Raw genomic sequence first — 23,245 nt, forward strand, 5'->3', positions numbered from 1 at the left:
TACTTACAGCCACTTTTTTAACCTATCTAAATCTCTTATCTAACTTTTAGTGTTGCCAAACCAACCAGCACCAACACGATGGTAATAATCCAAAATCGCACAATGACTTTTGGCTCAGCCCATCCTTTTAATTCAAAATGATGATGAATAGGTGCCATGCGGAAGATCCTTCTCCCTGTCAGTTTAAAAGATGCAACTTGTAAAATAACTGACACTGCCTCCATGACAAACACTCCACCCATAATAAACAGCACCAATTCCTGTCTAACCATCACAGCAATTATCCCCAGTGCCGCACCCAACGATAGCGCCCCTACGTCGCCCATGAATACTTGTGCCGGATATGTGTTAAACCACAAGAAACCTAAACCAGCACCAAAAATTGCACCACAGAAAATGAGAATTTCACCCACTCCTGCTACGTACGGAATACCCAGATAATCAGAAAACTTAACGTTTCCGCCCGCTAAAACAAATACACCTAAAGCAGCCGCAACCAAAATGGTTGGCATAATCGCCAACCCATCTAAACCATCGGTTAAGTTCACCGCATTACTCGTACCAACGATGACGAGATAGCTCCAGGGAATAAACATCCAACCCATATTCCAGAACCAATCTTTCACCACGGGAAAATACAAGGTTGTTTCTACCGGCGTTTTTGCTGCTATATATAAATAGGTCACCGCGATAAAAGCAATTAACGACAAGCCGAGGTATTTCCAGCGTGATGCTAAACCTTTACTGCTTTTTTCTTTCAGCTTGAGAAAATCATCGTAACCACCGATTAACCCAGAACCTAAAGTGACAAACAGCGCGATCCAAACATAATGATTAGTCAGGTCAGACCACAATAGCGTTGCCAATACGATTCCTAATAAAATCAAAGCACCACCCATGGTTGGCGTGCCTGCCTTTACTAAATGCGTTTGCGGGCCATCGCCACGAATAGGCTGTCCCATTTTCAGACTTGTTAACGCTCGGATCATCCAGGGACCCATAAGCATCGAAACACCTAAGGCTGTTAACACACCCAGAATGGTACGAAACGTTGAGTACTGAAATACATTAAATCCCGAGTAGAATTGCGACAACCATTCAAATACTGGAAGTAACATTAGGCTGTCTCCCCGTATTCAATTGATAATGCTTCTACTGCTCTTTCCATTCGCATAAAACGCGAGCCCTTTATTAAAATTGTTGTACTGTCAGGAAAGTCATTTTGAAGATCTGTCTTTAATTCACTTAACAGATCATCCATCTCTTCAAAACTCTTGCCATTCTTGCCAAAACTATTACAGGCATTTGCACTGTAATCTCCTAAACAATACATATGCTTTATACCTACTGCTTTTGCTTTTTCGCCGATTTTTTCGTGCACTTTTTCAGGATTCTCTCCAAGCTCACCTAAATCACCTAAAACGAAAACAGTGTTTTTTCTTTGCGCAAGCACATCGAGTGCCGCCACGACAGAGTCTGGATTTGCATTGTAAGTATCATCCAGAATCTGTGAGTTATTAATGCCAGCTACGGGGGCTAATCGCCCCTTAACTGGCAACATGGATTCCAAACCTTTGACAATAGTCTCTAGTTTGATCCCCAAAGCGGACGTTGCCGCCGCTGCCGCGAGTGCATTCATTGCATTATGACGACCGAGTAACTTGAGATTAGCCCTAACCTCGTTTTCACCCATTTTTATCATCAGACCCCCATCCGATAATAAACTGCCGCTTATTGTTGCTACATTATTAATGCCAAATGCTATGACCTCACGGTCTTTGTTGGAATCCATCCAATAATCCGCAAATGTATCATCTGCATTGATTACGGCGATTCCGTGAGTCCCCAACCCAATAAAAATTTCTCCTTTTGCCTGCGCGACACCCTCAAGGTTTATGAACCCCTCAAGATGTGCTGCACCAGCGTTATTCACAACAGCCACGTCGGGTTTTGCAATTGTTGTTAAGAATTCGATTTCACCAAAATGGTTTGCGCCCATTTCGATAACAGCGAAATCGTGTTCTTCACGAAGTCGCAATAGTGTCAACGGCATCCCAATATTGTTATTGAGATTACCCATCGTTGCTAATACCTTTCCTTGTTGAGATAGAATCGCAGCGATCATTTCTTTTAAGGTTGTTTTACCGTTACTACCCGTTAATGCGATCAGAGGCTTGGTATATTGTTGACGCCAGGCTGCTGCCAAATCCGCAAGGGCTTGCAAGGTATCTTCGACAACGATTTGTGGTAGATCACAATCTATTTTTTTACTGACTAACGCTGCACCTGCGACTCCTGTCAAATCAGCAACGAAATCATGCGCATCAAAACGCTCGCCTATGATTGCAATGAATAATTGATCACTTTTCACTAGACGTGAATCAGTCGAAACCGAATCAATCATCAAATCATCACCATGGAGGACACCCCCCACCTTTTGCGCGATTTCTGACAGACTTAAGAATTTATTAGCTGTTTGAGTCATTAAGCCGCTAGCTCCAGTAACACTTTATTAGCATGTTCACGATCACTAAACGGAATGCTACCAGTAGCCAGAATTTGTACTTTTTCGTGTCCTTTACCTGCGATAAGAACGGTATCCCCAAGCTTTGCCTGAGTTAAGGCTTTACTAATTGCACTCGCACGATCATGTTCGATAACAGCGGCTGAAGGATTAATAAATCCTGCAACAATATCTTTCATGATTAACTCAGGGTTTTCAGTACGCGGATTGTCATCAGTCACAATAACCACATCTGCATTTGCTTCAGCGATTTGAGCCATCATCGGACGCTTACCTGCATCACGATCACCACCACAGCCAAACACACAAATCAGATTATTTTCGGTATGTTCACGCAATGCTTTTAAAACAGTTTCCAAGGCATTCGGCGTATGTGCATAATCCACAACGGCCAACACGTCTGAATTTGCTACTTTTTCCATACGACCTGCAACTGTTTCCACATGATTCAGTCTTGCAAGTGCCGACTCTAATGAATCACCTAAAGCCAACATTGCACCCAAAGCTGCTAATAAATTACTTAAGTTAAAACGCCCAAGCACAGATGCATTTAACTTAGCTTGTTTACCGGCAAAGTGAATATCCGCTGAAATGCCTTTATGTGTGAATTTCGCATTTACTGCCACTAAAGAACCTTCAGGATAATCAATTAACTGCCCAACACCATAAGCAATGACACCCCCCGACTTTAAGGCCATTTTTCGACCAAACTTATCATCAAGGTTTACAACAATTGCCTTTAATCCAGCCCAGTCAAACAGCTTTTCTTTAGCTTCTGCGTAAGCCTCAAGAGTCTTATGATAATCAAGATGATCACGACTAAGATTAGTAAGCACTGCCACATCAAATGCAACACCAGCCACTCGCGCTTGATCCAGAGCATGAGAAGAAACTTCCATTGCTACTGTTTTAATATTTTTAGCTTTCAATGCGACTAAACTTTCATGCACACTAAATACATCGGGTGTTGTGTGCGTAGCAGTTTGCAAATCATCAAGTGAACCGATACCCAACGTACCAATCACAGCACTGTCATTCATAGCCTGTGCGATGAAGTGACTCACACTGGTTTTACCATCAGTTCCAGTGATTCCAATCATATTGAGAGACTCACTAACCGAACCAAAAAAGCGATTCGAAATTTCACCCAGAAAATCTCGTAAATTGGTAATTTCGAATTGAGGTATATTTAACTCAGAAGACTCAGTGATACCGTCCTGTTCCCAGACTATTGCAGACGCACCTTGCTTCGCCACATCATGAGCGTAATTGAGGCCATGTTGTTGTGTCCCCTTAAGGGCAACAAACAATGTACCTGATTTGGCTTCACGACTATCTAATGTTATTGACGTAATATCACACTCCAATGCTGGAGTTACTTGAGCAATACCTTCCAATAGAACAGATAGCTTTGTGGGGAAAAGTTTATTCACGCCTCTCCTTCCTTTTCAACAAATCCAGAAGGCCTGGGAGAGTCAAACGAAACCGGAATTGCTGATTTTGAAGGAGAGTGTGGTTTTGCCTGTTTTAACTGTGGTAAATCGTCAGGTGCGATATCCATAATGCGCAGTGCATTCGTCATGATTTTTGAAAATAAAGGAGCAGCCAATCGTCCGCCACCCGCTTTTTCAACTTTAGGATCATCGATCATCACCGCAACTACCAAGCGAGGATTTGATGCTGGTGCTAGACCAATAAAACTAACGACTTTATTGTGCTTGCTATAGCGACCATTTATTAATTTGTATGCAGTTCCTGTTTTACCTGCAACACTGTAACCGTCAATGGCCGCGTTTTTACCCGTAGCGTCGTCTTGTACTACTGCAGTCATCATTTTCAATACAGCATCAGCGTTTGCCTTAGACATAACTCGTTGACCAAGTGGCTGACTATCTCTTTTATAAATACTCGCAGGATTTAAAATACCGCCGGTGGCAAATACGGTATACGCATGTGCCAACTGCAATAAACTTGCAGATATACCATAACCGTAACCATGAGAAGCTCTATCAACGCTTCCCCATTTATCGTAGTACGCTAATTTACCTTCTGTTTCACTAAAGAAACCTGCATCAGGTTTACGACCAAAACCAACGCGATTCAAAAATTTCCAATGCTCGCTAGATTTCATCAACAAAGCGACTTTGCTCGCACCAACATTACTGGACTTTGCCAGTAATTTAGAAAGAGTAATCGTTCCGTAGTTCTTAGGATCTTTGACGGTTACCTTGCCAATTTTGAGATTACCAGGAGAGGTTTCGATCGATACGTCTTCACCGATTGCCCGTGCCTCAAGTGCAGCAGCAATAGTAATAGGCTTTAATGTTGAACCTGGCTCAAATGCATCCACAACAGCACGATTACGATACTGATAAGGTTTCAGCGAGGTACGATTATTAGGATTAAAACCTGGCATATTCGCCATAGCCAATACTTCGCCAGTTACAGTATCTAATACAACCACTGAACCCGACTTAGCGTTTAATTTATAAACTTCACCTTTCAACAACTTATAAGCCGCATATTGAATACGATGATCAAGACTCAATTGAACCGTTTCGCCCGGCACCATTGTTTCGATTTCTTCGATACTTTCTACTAAACGACCACGTCCATCACGAATAACTCTATTTCTACCAGAGTGCCCAGCTAATCGAGTGTTCATTGAACGCTCAACGCCTTCTATGCCCTGATCATCAATATTGGTAAAACCAACGACGTGAGAAGTAGTTTCAGCCATTGGGTAAAAACGACGATACTCTCGCTTAACACTTACCGCAGGAATTTGCAGATCTGCAATTTCTTGTGCCTTTTCAGGCTCTACATGTCGACCCAGATAATGAAAACGCTTGCCAGACATAGAATCCAGTTTGCTTAACAGTGATCCTTCAGGCATCTCTAATAAAAGCTCTACACTCTTTAGCTTTGCATCCAGTATCTCTAGATCTTCTCTTGCCAATGCACCACTTTCATTCTTTTCTAATGCAATCTTTTTCATTGCACGTTTTGCATCTGCAAGTTTTCGAGGATCTATTGAAATCGAAGAAACAGGTGAACTGACAGCCAAAGCCTCACCATTTCTATCCACAATCATTCCTCTGTAAGGAGGAACAGTTAAGGTTCTTAATTGACGCTTACCTGCCTGTTTTTTCAACCAGCTTTGCTGAAATACATCGAGATATGCAGCACGCATCAACAGCACACAAATACCTGCCAACAATAAAAGCATAAGTATCAAGCGACGACCACGATAAACGGGCGACACTATTGCTGAATTTCGTCTAGTAGACGCGCGGCTATTAACGTTGCGACTATTAGTGCTTTTACGCCTATTAGTCACTCAGACTTACCTTAGATAATTTATCGTGATCAATCATAGTTTGATTAGAAACCACAGCATCAACTGCTGCTTGAGGCTCTCTAACAATTCGAATTTCTGACGCTTTAGGGATTTTCATTTTCAAATCCCAGCGAGCATACTGCTCAACACGAACCTGATTCAATGCAGTACCCTGCTCTAATTTCAAGCGACTCCACTGAGCAGCCAACTTGTCTCTTTCTTTTTCCAGGGTTTGTAATTTCATATAAGCAGTTCTTGACTCATGACGTTGAACCACGGTTTTAATAGCCACAAATACTATTGAAACGAACAGGATAGCCAATAAAGGCAACTGCCAATTAGTTACTGAATCTACAGTTACTTGTTTGTTAGTAGCATTTACATCAACCGGATCTTGAACACTCATTGCTTCTCTCCAATTCTCATAATGGCACTTCGCGAACGAACATTAACCTGCACTTCAGACTTTGAGGGCTTGATAGCTTTACCAATTGACTTCATTAAGGGAACCGACATTTTATCTTCCATAATAGGTAGACCACGAGGGAGCTGGGGAGCACTAGAGTGCAATTTCAAAAATCGCTTAACGATTCGATCTTCCAGAGAGTGAAAACTAATCACCACTAATCTTCCTTTGGTAGCCAAAAACTCTTTCGAGTTATCAAGACAATCAATTAAATCCTCAAGTTCACGGTTTATAAATATCCGAATAGCCTGAAAACTACGGGTTGCCGGGTGCTTTCCCGGTTCTTTTCTCTGTATTTTTTTGGGAATCGAAGATGCAACGATTTCAGCCAACTGTAACGTCGTACTGATTGGGGTAGCTGCTCTTTTCTCCACTATATTTCTCGCAATGCGTCGCGAGAGTCTTTCATCGCCATACTGATAGAGGACATTGGCAATCTCTTCTTCTGGGGCTTTGCCAAGCCACTCGGCAGCGCTCATCCCAAAATCAGGATTCATACGCATATCGAGTTCACCATCACGCATAAAACTAAAACCACGCGACGCGTCATCTAACTGAGGTGATGAAACACCTAAGTCCAGCAGCAGCCCATCCATTTCTTGAAGCCCTATTTCTGCCAGAGCATCAGGAAAATCTTTGAAAGACCCCTGCCAAACAAAAACCCGCTTATCATCTTTATAAACTCCCTTCGCATGAGCGATGGCAAGCGGATCTTTATCTATCAACAACATTCGTCCGTTCGGACCAAGCTGTTCAATTACCTTTGCCGAGTGACCTCCTCGACCGAAAGTGGCGTCTATATAAACACCATCTTCTTTAATATTTAACGCTTCTACTGCTTCTTCTAACAGTACCGTTTCGTGTTTGAATTTATCTGACATGGGCTTCCCATCACTAGATTGATAACCCTTTTAGGGATTCGTCATTCTGAATATTAACTGGAGCAGACTCTCTCATATTTTCACAGCCCTGCTTCCAGGCATCCTCATCCCACAATTCAAACTTGTCGCCTTGACCGATCATGATTAACTTCTTTTCCATGCCCGCATATTCCCTTAAAGGTGATGCCAACATTATTCTGCCTTGTCCATCCATCTCAACATCCGACGCATGACCAATTACTAAACGTTTAATTTCTCGAGCAGCTTCAGAGAGATTCGGCAAACTTAAAATGTTTTGCTCTGTCTCAACCCATTTAGACATCGGATATAAAACCAGGCAACGAACACCATAATCCACTGTCAAAATCATCTGCCCTTCAAAATCAGAAGTTATCTCATCACGATACTTGGTCGGAATCGCTAATCGACCCTTCGCATCAAGATTTAAATTTGAGATACCTCTGAACACTTTCTTATTTAGTTCCTTATTAGAAGTTCAAACTCTGATTAAGTCATATTAACCACTATTTACCACAAATATACACTTATTTTCCCATATTACCACTTATTAACCACAAAACAAGCACTCTTTTAGGTAAGAAACCTCTTTAAAAGACAAGCAGTTAGAGGTATCGAGAAGATTTCGACACAAGATAGATTGGATTAATTTTCTTAATTAGATAGATACAAAGTAGATTCTAGATATTACATTAAGAGTGTATCTTTTTTGTTCGCTAAAAAGTGATATTGATGATATTTAGGGCGAGTTTTACCCGGATATCTAGATCATTAGATATCCGAAAGTATATAAATTGTGATTGATTACAGGGCTTTACTATTTATTATAAAATTCAAACACTTTTTATCTTCTGTAATACCTGCATTCGAACCGTCTTTCGCGCTAACGCTCTCTTCGAATATGACGTTATCCGCACTAATAAGGAGATTTCCCCCATTTCTTAAGTAACACTCAAGATGGCTAAACTCCTGCTGCGACATACCGGGCTCAACAATTAAAAACGGACAATAGGCGGGATTACACAACAATAGGTTGCCATCAATTTTCTGATACTTTAACCCTACTGGCCTGAGCGCTTCAGACAAACCGAAGTCATCATTACCTTCTATCTGATCACTAATTTCAGGAAGACAAGCGACAGAATTACCGCCAGCCCCTTCATTTAGATTTGAAAAGGCTCCCCAGAGTAATTCTAAACGCGAACTATATGACCAACCTTTTCTCAGCATGCCAGATATTCTTTCAGGGAGTATCCCAATAATGCTGGAACCTACAATGCCATAAACCACCATATCCAGGTACGGCTCACTAGGCTGTATGATTTTGGGAGAAGAAGAAGAAGAAGAAGAAGAAGAAGAAGAACAATCAAGAGAAGACTTACCCGGAACAACTTCCGAATAAAGGAACGTTAAGTTAGACAGTCGTCTTTTAATTCCTATATTTTGATACAGGATTGTCTGCTGATCGTAGTCACGACCGAGCAATGTTTCCGTCAAATTTAACAGCAAGGTTTCATCTGGGTCCAACGCATAGCTAGCGAGCATAACCATCTCCTTACAATGAGTAACATCGACTTTGATGCATAACTCACTATAAGCATTAACCATGCCAAATAACGACAAAAGGTAATTCTTATTTAATTACAAAGACTTAGAGGAAGCGCAAAAGAATAAAGTAATATTTTAAGAAAACTAATTGCAAACAATCAACTACTTTAAGTGTAAAGATTTGTCTCTACACTCAAACCCTCAAGATATTGATTTCAATATTAATTTAACTACCCGAACGGGTATAAGAACAGATAAAAGTGTGAGTTGACCTATAAGCCGGGTTCTGTCGTGAACAATCATTCATCTGGATGATACGTCGCCGCACACCTCAAGCGATCTACCCGGATGCAGTGCGGGTACACACCTATTGCATCCCTATTTGATCTTGCTCCGGACGGGGTTTACCTTGCCACAAACTGTTACCAGTTGTGCGGTGCGCTCTTACCGCACCCTTTCACCCTTACCTCACTATCCGAAGATAATAAGGCGGTCTTCTCTCTGCTGCACTAGCCGTCAGCTTGCGCTGCCCAGACGTTATCTGGCGTCCTACCCTGCGGAGCCCGGACTTTCCTCGATTCAGGACTAGCCTGAAGCGCGATTGCTCGGTCAACTCACGCGCGCAGTGTAACAAAGTACAAACAAAAGTAACGATAAATGTTAGACAGATTCAAGATAAATTAGACCTCAGCTATTGCCGTCTTGCAGGGAGAGACTTCCTCAAGACAAGCCGCTCTATAAATTAGCTGCAAACAGCTATCCGCATACTCATCAACCGTCTGCTCGGCATTATGATATTTCCACGGCTTTAGATAACGCTCCTGAATCATCGAAAGCGCCATCGTCGCAACAAAACCAGATTTGTGACAAGCCTGTAAATCAGGAGATAATTTAGATATTAATTTATCCAGCTCCCCTACTTGGGCTAACTCTAGGTTCTTTGATTCTTCCTGATCTATTTGCGGTAGACATTTTGTTTCGAAATACAGGAAATTAAACCATGCCTGCATAATCGTCGACGCATAGAGATAACCTTTCACAAGCACTCTTAGGGCTTCCATAGGGTCTTCCTGCTCTCGCGACTCTTCAACGATATCTTCACAAATGAAAGCAACCACATCTTTTACTATAATAGCTATAGCATCTTTGCTTGAAATACTGGAATAGAGCCCTCCCATGCTCAAACCCGTTTCAGCAGAAAGGTCTCTAAGTGACATGGCATGAAAACCAATTTTTGGTGATATCAAAAAGGTCGCATTAAAGATTTTTTGCAAATTACGTATCGCAAATTTCTCTTTACTGACCTTAATTTTGTCCTTATTTCTCTCAAAGATCATTGAGTATAAACGGTCACCTTTATATTCAAAGTGCTCTTCAAACTCTTTAAATGTAGTAAAGGTATGTTGCTGTATTTCAGGAGATGTCGATGACACGTATTAAAACCCTATTGTTATAAATAATAAAAAATGATCTAGAAACAAAACGATTATAGAAATGTTCTTGACAAAAAGCATACTACAGTCTTTAATAAAAAGCGAACGCTCGCTCTATTTTTAATTTCATGAGATAGAGTTCAACAATAAAAACTTAAATCAGGATTTTTTAATATGTTAAATCTTTTTCTTATTCTCATTGCTGTTGCAGGTTTTGTAGCCATCGCATATCGCGGTGACCGTATTATGTATACAAGTATCCTTGGTGCAGTATTAACACTGATCACACTTGTTAGTAGTGCGAGTGGCATTTTAACCGTGCTTTTTGCATTGATAACCGCGGCTACTTTGGTCTTCTCTCTTCCGGGTGTACGCACCAAGTTGATCTCGGCACCGATGCTATCAATGGTACGTAAAATATTGCCGCCAATTTCAGAAACGGAACAAGAAGCTATTGATGCTGGAACTGTATGGTGGGACGGCGAACTCTTTAGTGGTAAGCCAAACTGGAATAGCTTACTGAGTGCAGCAAAACCAGAATTATCAGAAGAAGAACAAGCTTTTCTGGATGGCCCAGTAAATGAATTGTCACGCATGTCTAATGCATGGAAGATCAACCACGACTGGAGCATCATCCCGGATGAGATCATCCAGTACGTACTCGATAATGGCTTCCTTGGGATGATTATTCCGAAAAAATACGGCGGTCTTGATTTCTCTGCAGTAGCTCAGTCTAGAGTTCTACTTAAGCTCAGCAACACAGGTAGTGGTATCAGTTACCTAGTAGGCGTACCTAATTCATTAGGTCCTGGTGAGCTATTAATTAAATACGGTACAGAAGCGCAAAAAGAATACTACCTGCCACGTTTAGCTAGCGGTAAAGAAATCCCATGTTTCGCGCTAACAAGTCCAACCGCGGGGTCAGATGCAACATCGATTTCTGATACTGGTGTGGTTTGCATGGGCGAGCACGAAGGCGAACAAGTATTAGGTATCAAACTTAATTTCTCTAAGCGTTACATTACATTAGCGCCAATCGCTACATTGATTGGTTTGGCTTTCCGCTTACAAGATCCTGATGGATTAATTGGCGATACAGAAGATTACGGTATCACTTGCGCCCTAATCCCACGCTCTACTCCAGGCTTAGAAATTGGCCGTAGACATTTACCAATTGGCGATGCGTTCTTAAACGGCCCTATAAAGGGTGAAGATCTGTTTGTACCACTCGATTCTATTATCGGTGGCAAGGAAATGGCCGGTAAAGGCTGGCGCATGCTGGTTAACTGTTTATCAGTAGGCCGAGCAGTGACATTACCGACAACAGGTCAGGTTATCAGTAAGCGCTGTACTTTAGGTACTAGTTCTTATGCCAACCTACGTAGTCAGTTTGGCGTTAACATCGCTAAGTTCGAAGGCGTACAAAAGCCCCTCGCACGCATGGCTGGTTTAACGTACATCATTGAAGCAGCAAGTATTCAGACGATTCAATCAATCGTTGATGGCAACAAGCCAAGCGTACCTTCGGCTATACTTAAATATCACTGTACTGAAATGGCACGTCAATGTGTGATTGATGCGATGGATATTCATGGTGGCAAGGCAGTAATGAAAGGTCCGGGTAACTATATCTCTTCATTATACGAATCAGTACCGGTTGCGATTACGGTAGAAGGTGCAAACATTCTTACGCGTAACCTAATGATCTTTGGTCAAGGTGCAATCCGCTCTCATCCTTATGTATTAGATGAAATGGAATTAGCACATGCAGAAGACAATCAGGAGACATTGAAGAAGTTTGATACAGTTCTGTCATCGCATATTGGTTATGGCGCGACAAACTTCGCTCGCTCTTTAGTACTTGGCTTAGGCTTCCCTGGCGCGAGTATTAAAGAAAACAAGAACGTTGATCCTTACTACAAGCATATCAATCGCTTAAGTGGCATCTTCGCTTTAGCTGCCGATGCATCAATGCTAAGTCTTGGCGCAAAGCTTAAGTTCAAAGAAAACCTATCTGCACGTTTAGGCGATTTACTCAGCACCTTATTCCTCGCGAGTATGGTACTCAAGCATCACAAAGATACTGGGTATAACGAAGAAGAATGGCCGATTGTTCAGTGGTCTTTAGATCACCTGTTACATGAATACCAGATAGCTTTTGATGAGTTAATGGCTAACTTCCCGAACCGCGCTGTCGCATTCATGGTTAAGAAAGCAGCTTTCCCAATTGGCGGAGGCTTCAAAGCACCAACTGATAATCTTGAAAAGAAAGTGGTAGAAGTAATCAGCACTAACAACGCATCAAGAGATCGTTTAACTGACGGACTATATATGGAGCTTGAAGAGCTGAACCCACTGGCACAGGCAAATAAGGTATTCCTTGATAGTCTTGAGTTACAACCGTTACAGGCAAAACTCAAAACCGCTATTAAAGACGGCACTCTGCCTAAAACCTTTGGCCAGGAGTTATTAGATGCAGCTGTTAAACAAGCTGTTATTACGGCCCAGGAAGCTGAGCAACTAAGCAATCATTACGCGGATGTGATGGGCGTTGTGAACGTAGATGACTTTGACGAGTCTGAATTAATTCGTGTTGCTTACAAAAAACCAAGAGCCAAGAAAGCAGCTCTTAAAAAAGCAGTTTAATGGCTTAACATTGGGCGCTTCATATAACAGAAGCGCTCAATAAAAAAACCAGTGTTATCGGTGATAAAGAACATTAAAAATGTCACCCCCCTACTTACAGGCTGTTTTTTAAAACAAGAAAAATTGTAATAAATAAATAGTAGTTAAAGAAAACAATTAGGAGAAATTAAATCATGGCAGAGATTGCCTTTTCGGATATCAAGTTGATTAACAAGATACCAGTTATAAAGAAAGCCGCTATTCTTGGCGCAGGCGTCATGGGCGCTCAGATTGCAGCACATTTTGCAAATGCAGGAATACCAGCATTACTTTTCGATCTACCTGCTGAAGGTAAAGACAATGTTGCCACAGCGGATAAGAGTGCCACTGCAACAGGTGCAATAAAAGCACTCGCCAAACAAAAGCCAGAGCCACTTGCTCTAGGCCGTTTAAGCAAATTACTGACGGCTTGTAACTACGATGACGATCTAGACAAACTAGATGATTGTGATTTAATTATCGAAGTTATCGCAGAACGCGCTGACTGGAAAATTGATCTTTACAAAAAGCTTGTTCCGCATCTGAATGAAAATACCATTCTTGCGAGTAACACTTCGGGTATCTCCATTGAGTTATTGGCAGAAGGTGTGCCAGATCAGTTTAAAGATCAGTTCCTCGGCATTCACTTCTTTAACCCACCACGTTATATGCCTTTGGTTGAAATCATCGGCCATCCGGGCACACGTGCGGATGTAATGGATAATGTTGAAGCATTCCTGGTTAGTACATTAGGTAAAGGCGTGGTTCGTGCTAAAGACACCACTAACTTTATCGCGAACCGTATCGGTGTATTCTCAATTTTAGTCACGCTTTATCACGCAGAACGTTTGGGCATTAACTTTGAAACAGTTGATGAACTCACAGGCGCAAAAATTGGCCGTCCTAAAAGTGCAACCCTTCGTACAGCGGACGTTGTTGGTTTAGACACACTACGTCACGTTATTAATGGCGTAGTTGACAACCTAAAAGACGATCCTTGGGCTGACCTTTTCAAAGTACCTGCGTGGATGGATACGCTCGTTGAAAATGGCGCACTGGGCTCAAAAACCAGAAAAGGTGTTTACAAGAAAGAAGGTAAAGACATTCTCGTATTCGAACCTAAAGATGGTTCGTACCGTAAACGTAAAGTGAAAATTCCGGGTAAAGTTGAAAAAGCGGTTAAAGATTTCAAAAACCCAGACAGACTTGCAAACCTCCGTGGCATCAATGACCCACACGCAGAGTTCCTTTGGTGTATTCACCGTGATGCAATGCATTACTGTGCGCATCTATTAGAAGACATTGCTGATAACGCGCGCGATATCGACATGGCAATTCGTTGGGGCTTCGGCTGGAAACAAGGTCCTTTCGAAATCTGGCAGTCTGCAGGTTGGAATAAAGTTGCAGGCATGATCAAAGAAGACATCGCTGCAGGCAAAACTCCTTGTGACCTCCCTCTTCCAAATTGGGTTTCTGAAATCGATGCGGTACACAACGAAGAAGGCTCATGGTCTGCGAGCACTAATGCTTACAAAGCACCATCATCTCTTGATGTTTACAAGCGTCAGCGCTGGCCAGAAAGTGTGGTTGGAGCAAAGAAACCAGAACAGAAAACTATCTTCGAAAACGATGCGTGTCACTTCTGGCTTACGGATGATGATATCGGTGTTATTAGTTTCAAAACTAAAATGCACACCATCAGTGATCCTGTTTTAGAAAGCTTAAATCAAGCACTTGATATTAGTGAAAAGCAATTACGCGGCATGGTTATCTGGCATCCAGATGCACCATTCAGCGCAGGTGCTGACCTTAAGTCATTTATGCCCGTAGCGATGAAGAGCATGCTCCCTGGCAATAATGGTCTGGATGAGCTATTAGCGAAATTCCAGGCTACATTATGTCGCCTGCGTAAATCTAATGTACCTGTCGTTTCAGGTGTTCAAGGACTAACACTGGGTGGTGGTTGCGAAATGATGATGCAAACCGACCGTGCAGTAGTCGCACTAGAAAGTTACATTGGTTTGGTTGAAGTCGGTGTTGGCTTAATCCCTGCGGCGAGTGGTTGCATGGAATTCGCACGACGCGCCAGCATTGCAGCCAAAGGCGGTGATGTATTTGAAGGCATCAAAAATGCGTTCGAAGTTATCGGCATGGGTAAGGTTGCGACCAGCGCACATCAAGCAAAAGACTTCGGCTTCTTACGTGAAACCGACATCATTGTGATGAACAAAGACGAAGTGCTTCACACTGCACTGGCTCAAGTTCGTGCATTAGATGCAGCAAACTACAGACCACAGCCAGAGCTACCGATTACAGCAGCAGGTCGTGGCGCAATTGCCAATATCAAAGCAGCGATGACAAATATGCACGCGGGTCAGTTTATCTCTGATTACGATATGGAAATCGGTGTAAAAGTGGCAGAAGCATTATGTGGCGGCGATGTTGATACAGGTACACCACTGACTGAAGAATGGTATTTACGCAAAGAGCGCGAAGGTTTCCGTAGTCTAATCAAGAACCTTAAAACGCATAAACGTGTTAAGCACATGCTAGATACTGGCAAGCCGCTTCGTAACTAAGAGTGTAATTAAATAAAAATGACACCCCCCACCTTTAAGGCACTTTTTAGTAAAGTGAAAGGGGCTCAGAAAAATAATGAGTGCTTTGGATGAGAAAATGACGAGAGAAAAATAAGCGCAATTTCACAGATACTTTTTAAAAATGAGGAGAATAGCATCGCTCTTCGCCGAATTTTTAGGAAGAATCTGGGGAATTTAAGCTGTTTTTATCCGTCATCTTTCTCGTTCAAAGGGCTCATCACAAACTTACAGGATTATTAAAAATGACAGAACAAGCATATATTGTTGCTGCAAGAAGAACCCCGGTTGGTAAAGCGCCACGTGGTGTTTTTAGCACAACTCGACCAGATGATTTACTGGTTCATGTATTAAAAGGCGCAATCGAAGATTGTGGCGGATTAAAAGGGCAACAAATCGATGACCTGGTTATCGGTTGTGCAATGCCAGAAGCAGAGCAAGGTCTCAACGTCGCACGTATCGCAGGATTACTTGCGGGATTACCTGAAAGCGTACCGGGTTACACCGTCAACCGTTTTTGTGCATCGGGACTTCAAAGTGTTGCTAATGCAGCCGACCAGATTCGTTTAGGCGAAGCGGATATCGTCATCGCAGGTGGTCTGGAATCAATGAGCATCGTGCCAATGATGGGTCACAAAGTATCGATGAATCCAGCAATCTTTGAGAACGATGACGTGGCGATTGCCTACGGCATGGGAATCACCGCAGAAAACGTCGCTAAGAAATGGAAAGTTAGCCGTGAAGCGCAAGATGAATTCGCACTAAACAGTCATTTGAAAGCACTAGCCGCTCAAGAAGCCGGCCACTTCAATGCAGAGATACTGCCGTTTGAAGTACAACAACACGTACCGGGCGCTGATGGCACCGTACAAATTGTAAAGAGAATGGTATCTGCAGACGAAGGACCACGTGCAGGCAGTACGCTTGAAGGTCTTGCAAAGCTACGTCCAGTATTTGCCGCAGAAGGCAGCGTAACTGCAGGCAACAGCTCACAGATGAGTGATGGCGCAGGCGCAGTGGTACTAATGAGTGAATCTAAAATGAAAGAGCTTGGCCTAGAGCCACTAGCACGTTTCGTAGGTTACTCGGTGGCAGGTGTTCCACCAGAAATTATGGGTATTGGGCCGAAAGAAGCGATTCCAAAATTACTCAAACAAACAGGCGTTAGCTTAAATAGCGTTGACTGGATCGAGCTTAACGAAGCATTCGCAGCTCAAGCTATAGCCGTTATGCAAGAAGTTAACCTTGACCCAAGCAAAGTAAACCCACTCGGTGGCGCAATCGCATGGGGACATCCTTTGGGTGCAACTGGCGCAGTGCGTACCGCAACTATGGTTCACGGTTTGCAACGCACTGGAGGATCACATGGCATGGTTTCTATGTGTATTGGAACAGGAATGGGAGCGGCAGGGCTGTTCGAGCGTTGCTAAATTGTTTTTGGATTAAAATGGCTTGAATCTCCTACCTTCTCCTTAAAAACTCGCAAAATAGTCATACTATTCTGCTCGCTTTTATGAAGAAGGTAGAAAATTACGCTCATTTTTCTCTCAACAAATTCGGATATAAAGATATACCTACATAAGAACACTAACTAGTAAAAAGCGTAACACGCAAAGTGGCGGGGGGGATTTTCTTCTTGCCGAACCTCACCACTTTGTTTTTTATTTCTGTTTTTTTATTCATGCTTACTTTGTGTTTATTCATTTATAGTTTATTCATATAAGCATTCAATTCGCTGTATTCTCTTCGTTTAACAAAAACGTTTAAAAAGGCTAACTATGACCAACCCTCTAAAGTTTATTGATAAAACCGTATTCGTTGCTGGTGGCACCAGTGGCATCAATTTTGGTATTGCGGAAAACTTCGCTGCTTGCGGTGCAAATGTCGCCGTAATGAGCCGTTCAGAAGATAAAGTCAATGCAGCTGTTGAAAAGCTCCAGAGTTATGGCACCAAGGCATTAGGCTTTTCAGCCGATGTACGCGATTACGACGCCGTTGCAAACGCACTCGCAGAAACTGAAAAACAGTTTGGTAAAATTGATGTACTGATATCCGGTGCGGCAGGTAACTTCCCCGCAAAAGCGAGCGATATGTCACCTAATGCCTTTAAATCGGTGGTCGACATTGACCTGCTTGGTAGCTACCACGTATTACGTGCAGCCTACCCTCACCTGAAAAAGCCAGGGGCATCAGTAGTCAATATCTCAGCGCCACAAGCATTTGTACCAATGCAGTTACAATCTCACGTATGTGCCGCCAAAGCAGGTGTTGATATGCTAACGCGCGTTCTTGCAATGGAATGGGGCGCTGAAAAAATCAGAGTCAATTCAATCGTACCCGGCCCGATTCAAAATACCGAAGGCATGGCGCGACTAGCCCCTTCTGAAAAAATGATTGATGCCGTAAAACACTCAGTACCTTTACAGGAACTAGGCACAGCAGACGATATCGCCAATGCAGCGATGTTCTTATCATCACCGATGGCAAGCTACATCAGTGGCGTGGTATTACCTGTTGACGGTGGCTGGTCACTGAATGGTGCGGGACAGATGATGGATACGTTGGCAAGACAGCTATCTAAATAAACCAATACGGTTTAACAAAAAAAGTGCCCGTAAGTAGGGGGGTGTCCTTATCGATGTATTGATAAAGCCCCCCCCCCCTACTTACGACCCGTTTTTTAATTTACTTCTTCATACATCTGCCAACTGAAGCGTTATTGATAAATCAATTAATTTGCTTCATAGTGGTTTCATGTTGAAGGTAGTTTTATGTTGAAGAATATTGGTTCCCTAAATAGCTTACGTGTATTTGAAGTAGCCGGGCGTAAAATGAGTTTTACCAAGGCGGCCGAAGAATTGCATTTAAGTCAGGGTGCAGTTAGTTATCAAATTCGTGAACTTGAATCTCGATTAGGCTTAAAGTTATTTAAGAGAGAGATTCGCAAGGTCAGTCTTACGGATGCTGGCGAACGTCTCTACAAAGTTACCCGCCGCGCGTTAATCGATATTGATTCGGAAATTGAAGCGCTTACTAGCAATAAAAACTCAGCAACTCTGACTGTTGCGGCAAGCACGTACGTCACTACTCGCTGGTTATCAAAACGACTCACGAGTTTCATCAACGCCCATCCAGATACTGCCCTACAACTCCAACATTCGGTCAATACCCCGGATTTTAAAGTCGGCATGTATGATCTCGCCATTCGCTGGGGAAAGTCTCCGTGGCCAGGTGCTGTATCGCGTGAACTACTTCCCATGCCAATGCTACCGGTGTGTTCTCCTGACCTTTTACAAGGGGATAAAAGCATTACCAGAAATCCTAAGAATTTGCGTTTTTGCACCCTACTTCGTGATCAGGAAAACGTAGATTTATGGCCAGAATGGCTCGATAAAGCCGGAGTCCCCCAAGCATCCATTAGTGCTAGTCGTGTCATTGCAGACCCGGTGGTACGCACTCAGGCTGCGCTTGATGGTCAAGGTGTGATGCTCGCCGATGGATTGGTAGATGCTGAACTTGCCAGTGGTGAGCTGGTAGCACCTTTCGACATTAGCTTAGAAGGTTACGGCTACCATATTCTATGGGATCAAAACGAAGAGCTAAATGAGATTACGGTCAACTTTCTAGACTGGATTATGACGCAGACATAAAAACCTATGGATTAAATTATTTAATTCATGGCCTATTTTACTCGTTTGTAGCACGATTTTTTTTGTGGGATGGTTATCCGATCAAATCATTTTTTGATTACAGGGAACCGACCATTGACTGCTCGATGAGACAACCATTCACAACTCTTAATCACCATAGTCAGACAGATACCCTTTAGTTTTGAGATAGGCAGATGCCTCTGTCGATGCTCACTTTCACCTGCTTTCACATAATTGAGAGGTATTGATATGAGTGCTACACAGAATCAAGGGGCTGCTTCAGCCCAGGGAAAACCCAAAAGAACACCTCGGCCAAAACCAAAGCTATGGAATTACCTGCCCCCATTACCGCTTCAAGTCTCAGGATATTTCCGTCGACCTTTTTCTTTAATTGCGGCCATTAAATGGATGCTTTCTGGCTGGTTTCCAATCTCAGAGCGACTCATTATTTTATTGCTATCAGTTCTGTCGTGGGCATTTTTTCACCCTGCTATTGAGGCTTGCAGTGAATTTGCATTTGGCTGGATTGCACAAATTTACTTACGTAATCTGGTTTTGATGATTGTCGTCGCAGGTGGTCTTCATTTGTATTTTTATCGCTGGCGCAAACAGGATGATGATCTAAAATACGACGCGCGCCCACTCATCAGCAACAACAAGAAATTCACCTTTAACTCTCAGGTTCTGGACAATATGTTCTGGTCTATCGCCAGTGGTGTGACCATCTGGAGCGGTTATGAAGTCTTAATGATGTGGTCGATGGCCAATGGCTTTGTACCGATGCTGTCACTTCCGGAAGATTATCTCTTATTTGGGCTTATCGTATTTTTAATTCCAATTTGGGAAACGGTTTATTTCTTCTTCGTACATCGCCTTTTGCACTGGCCACCTTTGTATCGTTCTGTTCATCAATTACACCATCGCAACACCAATGTTGCGCCGTGGGCAGGCATGTCAATGCACCCTGTCGAGCACCTTATCTTTTTGGGGTCGGTACTCATCCACTTTGTTATTCCAGCCAATCCACTACTGATTATTTTTCATTTGCAGTATTACGTCCTGAGTGCAATCACAACGCATACGGGCTATCACGGTTTGTCTATAGGAAAACGCATGGTTATGGCATTAGGAACCTTTCATCATCAACTGCACCATCGTTACTTCGAGTGCAATTATGGTGGGCTAGAAATCCCATTGGATAAATGGACTGGAACCTTCCATGACGGCACCGATGAATCTCATCGACAATTTATCGAAAGACGTCGACAACAATCTCTTGCAGAACGTAAGGAAAAAACAAATGGCTAAATTAACCGTTAAAGAATTACTGGAATTAAAAGGGGTTCGACAGATTTCTTTTGTACAGGTGGCAAGAGCCGAAGAAGCAATCGCGGCTTCTGAAGCGGGTATTGATATGGCAGGTACTGCATTTCGTGACGATACCTCTCATTACCCTTCCCTAATTCCTGATACTCATTTCCAGTTTGGCCTCAGCTGGGGTAAACATGCGAATGCCGACGAAGCTTTACGCGATGCGATGAAAGCAATGGAAGCGGGTGCTGAATCGGTTTACTGCGGCATGAGCCCGCAAATCGTAGAGGTATTAGCAAGAGAAGGGGTGCCAGTTATTGCGCATGTTGGACTCGTGCCACCTAAGGCAACGTGGGTAGGCGGAATGCGTGCAGTAGGACGCAACGCCAAGCAGGCATCACAGGTTTATCAAGACAGTAAAGCGTTTGAATCCGCAGGTGCGTTTGCGCTAGAAATGGAAGTGGTGCCAGCAAAGGTTGCGGCAGAGATTACCCAACGAGTATCGATACTGACCATCTCTTTAGGCTCTGGACCAGATTGTGATGTTACCTATCTTTTCTCCGCCGATTTACTCGGTGAAAACCGTGGGCATATTCCGCGTCATGCAAAAACATACCGCAACTTTGCTGCGGAACGTGACCGTTTACAACAAGAGCGTATCGCTGCCTATCAAGAATATATCGCTGATATCTCGAACAAGACCTACCCAGCCAAAGAGCAGGAAGTCTCGATCGATAGTGATGAGTTTGACCAGTTTATAGAGACAATCAGTAACACTAAATAATCAATCACTGATAACCAGCCCCAAAAACTTAAAAAAATCGCATAAAGCTTAAAGAGGAATAACCAGATGACCACCGAGCAAATAGCATGTCGCATTAAAAGTGTGGAAAAACTCAACGATCAGATCAGTGCGTTTGAATTGCAAACCATCGATTCGGACTTTGTTGATATCGAATCGGGTGCACATCTGGATGTCATTTTAGGTGATGATTTGATTCGCCAGTATTCCATTTTCAGACATTCGGCAGACAATAAAAGCTGTCATATCGCCGTAAAAAGAGAAGATGAAGGCCGTGGAGGCTCGTTACACATGCACGGCTTAAGTGAAGGTGATCTTTTGACAGTGAGTCAGCCACGCAATAATTTCCAATTAGATTCTGACCTTGAACATTACACACTAATTGCTGGTGGAATTGGTGTTACGCCGATATTTTCAATGGCGAACACATTGAAATTAAGTGGTAAACGTTTTGATGTGTATTACCTGATTCAATCAGCGCAAGACGCTGCCTTTACTCATTTATTCGAAGCCCTTGATCTAGGGGACAATCTGCACATTCATGTATCGGATGAAAGCGGACTGACTGACTTCCCTTCTGTGTTTGAAAATCTACCAGATCAGTCTGTCATCCACACCTGTGGCCCAGAATCCATGATGCAAGCCGTCGAACAAGCAGCCAAGGCTAAAGACATTGATGTATATCTCGAACGTTTCAGCGCCCTGCCCATTGATACCGATCAGGAGAACGAAAACTTTCAGGTCGAAATTCGTTCAACAGGTGCGGTATACACCATCGAAGAAGATGCAAGCATTCTGGACATACTACTAGAAGAAGGCGTTGAAGTAGATTTCGGTTGCATGGAAGGCGTTTGCGGCGCTTGCGTAACAGACGTACTCGATGGAGACATTGAGCACCGCGACAGTATACTGACAGACAAAGAACAAGCGGCAAATAACACAATGTGTGTTTGTGTATCACGCGCGCTTTCACCGAGATTGGTGCTGGACTTGTAATTGCTTTGAGAGTTTAAAAGAAAAAAATGCCTGTAAGTAGAGGGGTGGCCCATTCAATTAATAAATCATCCCCTACTTTTATATGATTATTATTTACATATTCTAAATGTGATGAGTATTAATCGAATATCACCAATATTAAGTTTCATTAGCCTCGATTTCTTTAAGTTGGACTCCATTACTATTTCTCCAATATGTGAGACCGTTAGTATTCCCGCCACGCACAACACTTCCAGCGGTACTAGGTGAGCCAAATTCAACATCCTTTGTGAAAATCAAATGATCACCATTTGGAACAAGCAAATCTTTATCTATTAAGTGTTCTCGCTTAGCTCTCATATTTTTAGCGGATGGCCTATGTTCTAGAACTGCCTGCGAACCAGCAAATACGATAAAACCATTAGCCGTCCTTTTTCCTGTAGCTACAAGACCTTTAATTTTGCAATACAATAGCTCATTTGACTCACTTGCCTGATCAAGTTTTTCATTAAAATCAGAAACTCCTAAAACTGGCATTAGTTGGAGACATTTTTCTAAGAAAACATCCATTTCTGCTGCATCAGACTCAGGAAGTCTAGCTCCACTACTTGCTGCATTCATTACTACCGCATTACCATTATTATTTGCTTTTACAATTAGAATTCCTTCTAAGTAACGTATGTGAGCCTTAGTTAAGTTTTCATCTTTGGAAACAAAAACTGTGACAGAATTCCAAAAATCTTTTGAAGCATGTCCTTTTAAACGAATAGCAACATTTTCAGCTTCACCAATATAAATAGCACGATCACCCGATTCAGGGTCAACACCTGTTAATAGATAAAATCCCGGGCTAGAAAGTTCTTCTCGTTTTAGAAGCTCTGGAATTTCTGTTCGAGGAGCTGCGACAGCCTTACCTGACCAATTAGAAAGTTCAGCAGTCCTCAGACCATTTGGACTACCATGAACAAGAAATAATTTTATTGTGGCTGCTTGCAATGCACTCTCCGCTAATCTTAAGTTTTACTTATTATCTCAG

18 protein-coding genes and 1 other RNA gene are annotated in these 23,245 nt (G+C 42.7%); 8 read left to right on the forward strand and 11 right to left on the reverse strand.

What is annotated here, in order from left to right; translation table 11 throughout:
• Positions 1-35 precede the first annotated feature (35 nt).
• The 10 genes from mraY to OO007_RS00120 all read right to left on the reverse strand — a co-directional run bounded on the left by mraY (position 36) and on the right by OO007_RS00120 (position 10,210).
• Positions 36-1,118 (reverse strand): phospho-N-acetylmuramoyl-pentapeptide-transferase, encoded by a 1,083-nt coding sequence (gene mraY / locus OO007_RS00075; protein ID WP_325807117.1) that lies wholly within the window; start codon positions 1,116-1,118, stop codon positions 36-38.
• Entirely contained in the window at positions 1,118-2,485 is a 1,368-nt protein-coding gene (locus tag OO007_RS00080) for a UDP-N-acetylmuramoyl-tripeptide--D-alanyl-D-alanine ligase (RefSeq protein WP_325807118.1), read from the reverse strand. The genes mraY and OO007_RS00080 overlap by 1 nt, the downstream gene beginning before the upstream one ends.
• Positions 2,485-3,957 (reverse strand): UDP-N-acetylmuramoyl-L-alanyl-D-glutamate--2,6-diaminopimelate ligase, encoded by a 1,473-nt coding sequence (locus OO007_RS00085; RefSeq protein ID WP_325807120.1) that lies wholly within the window; start codon positions 3,955-3,957, stop codon positions 2,485-2,487. Before OO007_RS00085 ends, OO007_RS00080 begins: the two co-directional genes overlap by 1 nt.
• Positions 3,954-5,864, reverse strand: a complete 1,911-nt coding sequence (locus OO007_RS00090) for a peptidoglycan D,D-transpeptidase FtsI family protein (protein ID WP_243651414.1) — start codon at positions 5,862-5,864, stop codon at positions 3,954-3,956. Before OO007_RS00090 ends, OO007_RS00085 begins: the two co-directional genes overlap by 4 nt.
• Positions 5,857-6,270, reverse strand: a complete 414-nt coding sequence (ftsL, locus tag OO007_RS00095) for a cell division protein FtsL (RefSeq protein ID WP_325807122.1) — start codon at positions 6,268-6,270, stop codon at positions 5,857-5,859. The genes OO007_RS00090 and ftsL overlap by 8 nt, the downstream gene beginning before the upstream one ends.
• Positions 6,267-7,211, reverse strand: a complete 945-nt coding sequence (rsmH, locus tag OO007_RS00100) for a 16S rRNA (cytosine(1402)-N(4))-methyltransferase RsmH (protein ID WP_325807123.1) — start codon at positions 7,209-7,211, stop codon at positions 6,267-6,269. The genes ftsL and rsmH overlap by 4 nt, the downstream gene beginning before the upstream one ends.
• Before the next feature lie 13 nt (positions 7,212-7,224).
• Entirely contained in the window at positions 7,225-7,680 is a 456-nt protein-coding gene (mraZ, locus tag OO007_RS00105; protein ID WP_131904020.1) for a division/cell wall cluster transcriptional repressor MraZ, read from the reverse strand.
• A gap of 353 nt (positions 7,681-8,033) precedes the next feature.
• Positions 8,034-8,774 (reverse strand): hypothetical protein, encoded by a 741-nt coding sequence (locus tag OO007_RS00110; RefSeq protein WP_325807125.1) that lies wholly within the window; start codon positions 8,772-8,774, stop codon positions 8,034-8,036.
• Positions 8,775-9,036: 262 nt separating this feature from the next.
• Positions 9,037-9,394: RNase P RNA component class A (gene rnpB, locus OO007_RS00115), an RNA gene on the reverse strand.
• A gap of 63 nt (positions 9,395-9,457) precedes the next feature.
• On the reverse strand, positions 9,458-10,210 hold the full coding sequence (locus OO007_RS00120) for a TetR/AcrR family transcriptional regulator (protein WP_325807126.1): 753 nt from the start codon (positions 10,208-10,210) through the stop codon (positions 9,458-9,460).
• Positions 10,211-10,384: 174 nt separating this feature from the next.
• Here OO007_RS00120 and OO007_RS00125 point away from each other — a divergent pair, with 174 nt between their 5' ends.
• The 8 genes from OO007_RS00125 to OO007_RS00160 all read left to right on the forward strand — a co-directional run bounded on the left by OO007_RS00125 (position 10,385) and on the right by OO007_RS00160 (position 22,230).
• On the forward strand, positions 10,385-12,856 hold the full coding sequence (locus OO007_RS00125; RefSeq protein WP_325807128.1) for an acyl-CoA dehydrogenase: 2,472 nt from the start codon (positions 10,385-10,387) through the stop codon (positions 12,854-12,856).
• Positions 12,857-13,029: 173 nt separating this feature from the next.
• Positions 13,030-15,453, forward strand: a complete 2,424-nt coding sequence (locus OO007_RS00130; protein WP_325807130.1) for a 3-hydroxyacyl-CoA dehydrogenase/enoyl-CoA hydratase family protein — start codon at positions 13,030-13,032, stop codon at positions 15,451-15,453.
• A gap of 263 nt (positions 15,454-15,716) precedes the next feature.
• Complete coding sequence (locus OO007_RS00135) at positions 15,717-16,901, forward strand: acetyl-CoA C-acyltransferase (protein ID WP_325807131.1); 1,185 nt, start codon at positions 15,717-15,719, stop codon at positions 16,899-16,901.
• A gap of 348 nt (positions 16,902-17,249) precedes the next feature.
• Positions 17,250-18,056 carry an SDR family oxidoreductase gene (locus OO007_RS00140; protein WP_325807133.1) on the forward strand — a complete coding sequence of 269 codons (807 nt, stop codon included), beginning with the start codon at positions 17,250-17,252 and terminating at the stop codon, positions 18,054-18,056.
• Positions 18,057-18,242: 186 nt separating this feature from the next.
• Positions 18,243-19,121 (forward strand): LysR substrate-binding domain-containing protein, encoded by an 879-nt coding sequence (locus tag OO007_RS00145; RefSeq protein WP_325807134.1) that lies wholly within the window; start codon positions 18,243-18,245, stop codon positions 19,119-19,121.
• Positions 19,122-19,370: 249 nt separating this feature from the next.
• Positions 19,371-20,429, forward strand: coding sequence for a sterol desaturase family protein (locus tag OO007_RS00150; protein WP_325807136.1), 1,059 nt, complete (start codon positions 19,371-19,373; stop codon positions 20,427-20,429).
• On the forward strand, positions 20,422-21,216 hold the full coding sequence (locus OO007_RS00155; protein WP_325807138.1) for a 3-methyl-2-oxobutanoate hydroxymethyltransferase: 795 nt from the start codon (positions 20,422-20,424) through the stop codon (positions 21,214-21,216). The genes OO007_RS00150 and OO007_RS00155 overlap by 8 nt, the downstream gene beginning before the upstream one ends.
• A 66-nt stretch (positions 21,217-21,282) precedes the next feature.
• The gene (locus OO007_RS00160) at positions 21,283-22,230 is read left to right on the forward strand and encodes a PDR/VanB family oxidoreductase (RefSeq protein ID WP_325807140.1); all 948 of its coding nucleotides are present in this window, start codon (positions 21,283-21,285) and stop codon (positions 22,228-22,230) included.
• 138 nt (positions 22,231-22,368) lie between these two features.
• On the opposite strand, the gene OO007_RS00165 is transcribed toward OO007_RS00160, so the two are convergent.
• Positions 22,369-23,205 carry a GIY-YIG nuclease family protein gene (locus tag OO007_RS00165; protein ID WP_325807142.1) on the reverse strand — a complete coding sequence of 279 codons (837 nt, stop codon included), beginning with the start codon at positions 23,203-23,205 and terminating at the stop codon, positions 22,369-22,371.
• Positions 23,206-23,245 lie beyond the last annotated feature (40 nt).

The sequence above is a fragment of the Cocleimonas sp. KMM 6892 genome (assembly GCF_035798195.1).
GTDB classification, from domain to species: Bacteria; Pseudomonadota; Gammaproteobacteria; order Thiotrichales; family Thiotrichaceae; genus Cocleimonas; species Cocleimonas flava.

What these genes read in the sequence shown, in the direction of transcription:
- mraY (WP_325807117.1), bottom strand. Translation starts at nt 1,118, where the DNA reads ATGTTACTTCCAGTATTTGAATGGTTGTCGCAATTCTACTCGGGATTT.
- OO007_RS00080 (WP_325807118.1), bottom strand. Translation starts at nt 2,485, where the DNA reads ATGACTCAAACAGCTAATAAATTCTTAAGTCTGTCAGAAATCGCGCAA.
- ftsL (WP_325807122.1), bottom strand. Translation starts at nt 6,270, where the DNA reads ATGAGTGTTCAAGATCCGGTTGATGTAAATGCTACTAACAAACAAGTA.
- rsmH (WP_325807123.1), bottom strand. Translation starts at nt 7,211, where the DNA reads ATGTCAGATAAATTCAAACACGAAACGGTACTGTTAGAAGAAGCAGTA.
- OO007_RS00110 (WP_325807125.1), bottom strand. Translation starts at nt 8,774, where the DNA reads ATGCTCGCTAGCTATGCGTTGGACCCAGATGAAACCTTGCTGTTAAAT.
- OO007_RS00125 (WP_325807128.1), top strand. Translation starts at nt 10,385, where the DNA reads ATGTTAAATCTTTTTCTTATTCTCATTGCTGTTGCAGGTTTTGTAGCC.
- OO007_RS00130 (WP_325807130.1), top strand. Translation starts at nt 13,030, where the DNA reads ATGGCAGAGATTGCCTTTTCGGATATCAAGTTGATTAACAAGATACCA.
- OO007_RS00135 (WP_325807131.1), top strand. Translation starts at nt 15,717, where the DNA reads ATGACAGAACAAGCATATATTGTTGCTGCAAGAAGAACCCCGGTTGGT.
- OO007_RS00140 (WP_325807133.1), top strand. Translation starts at nt 17,250, where the DNA reads ATGACCAACCCTCTAAAGTTTATTGATAAAACCGTATTCGTTGCTGGT.
- OO007_RS00145 (WP_325807134.1), top strand. Translation starts at nt 18,243, where the DNA reads ATGTTGAAGAATATTGGTTCCCTAAATAGCTTACGTGTATTTGAAGTA.
- OO007_RS00150 (WP_325807136.1), top strand. Translation starts at nt 19,371, where the DNA reads ATGAGTGCTACACAGAATCAAGGGGCTGCTTCAGCCCAGGGAAAACCC.
- OO007_RS00155 (WP_325807138.1), top strand. Translation starts at nt 20,422, where the DNA reads ATGGCTAAATTAACCGTTAAAGAATTACTGGAATTAAAAGGGGTTCGA.
- OO007_RS00160 (WP_325807140.1), top strand. Translation starts at nt 21,283, where the DNA reads ATGACCACCGAGCAAATAGCATGTCGCATTAAAAGTGTGGAAAAACTC.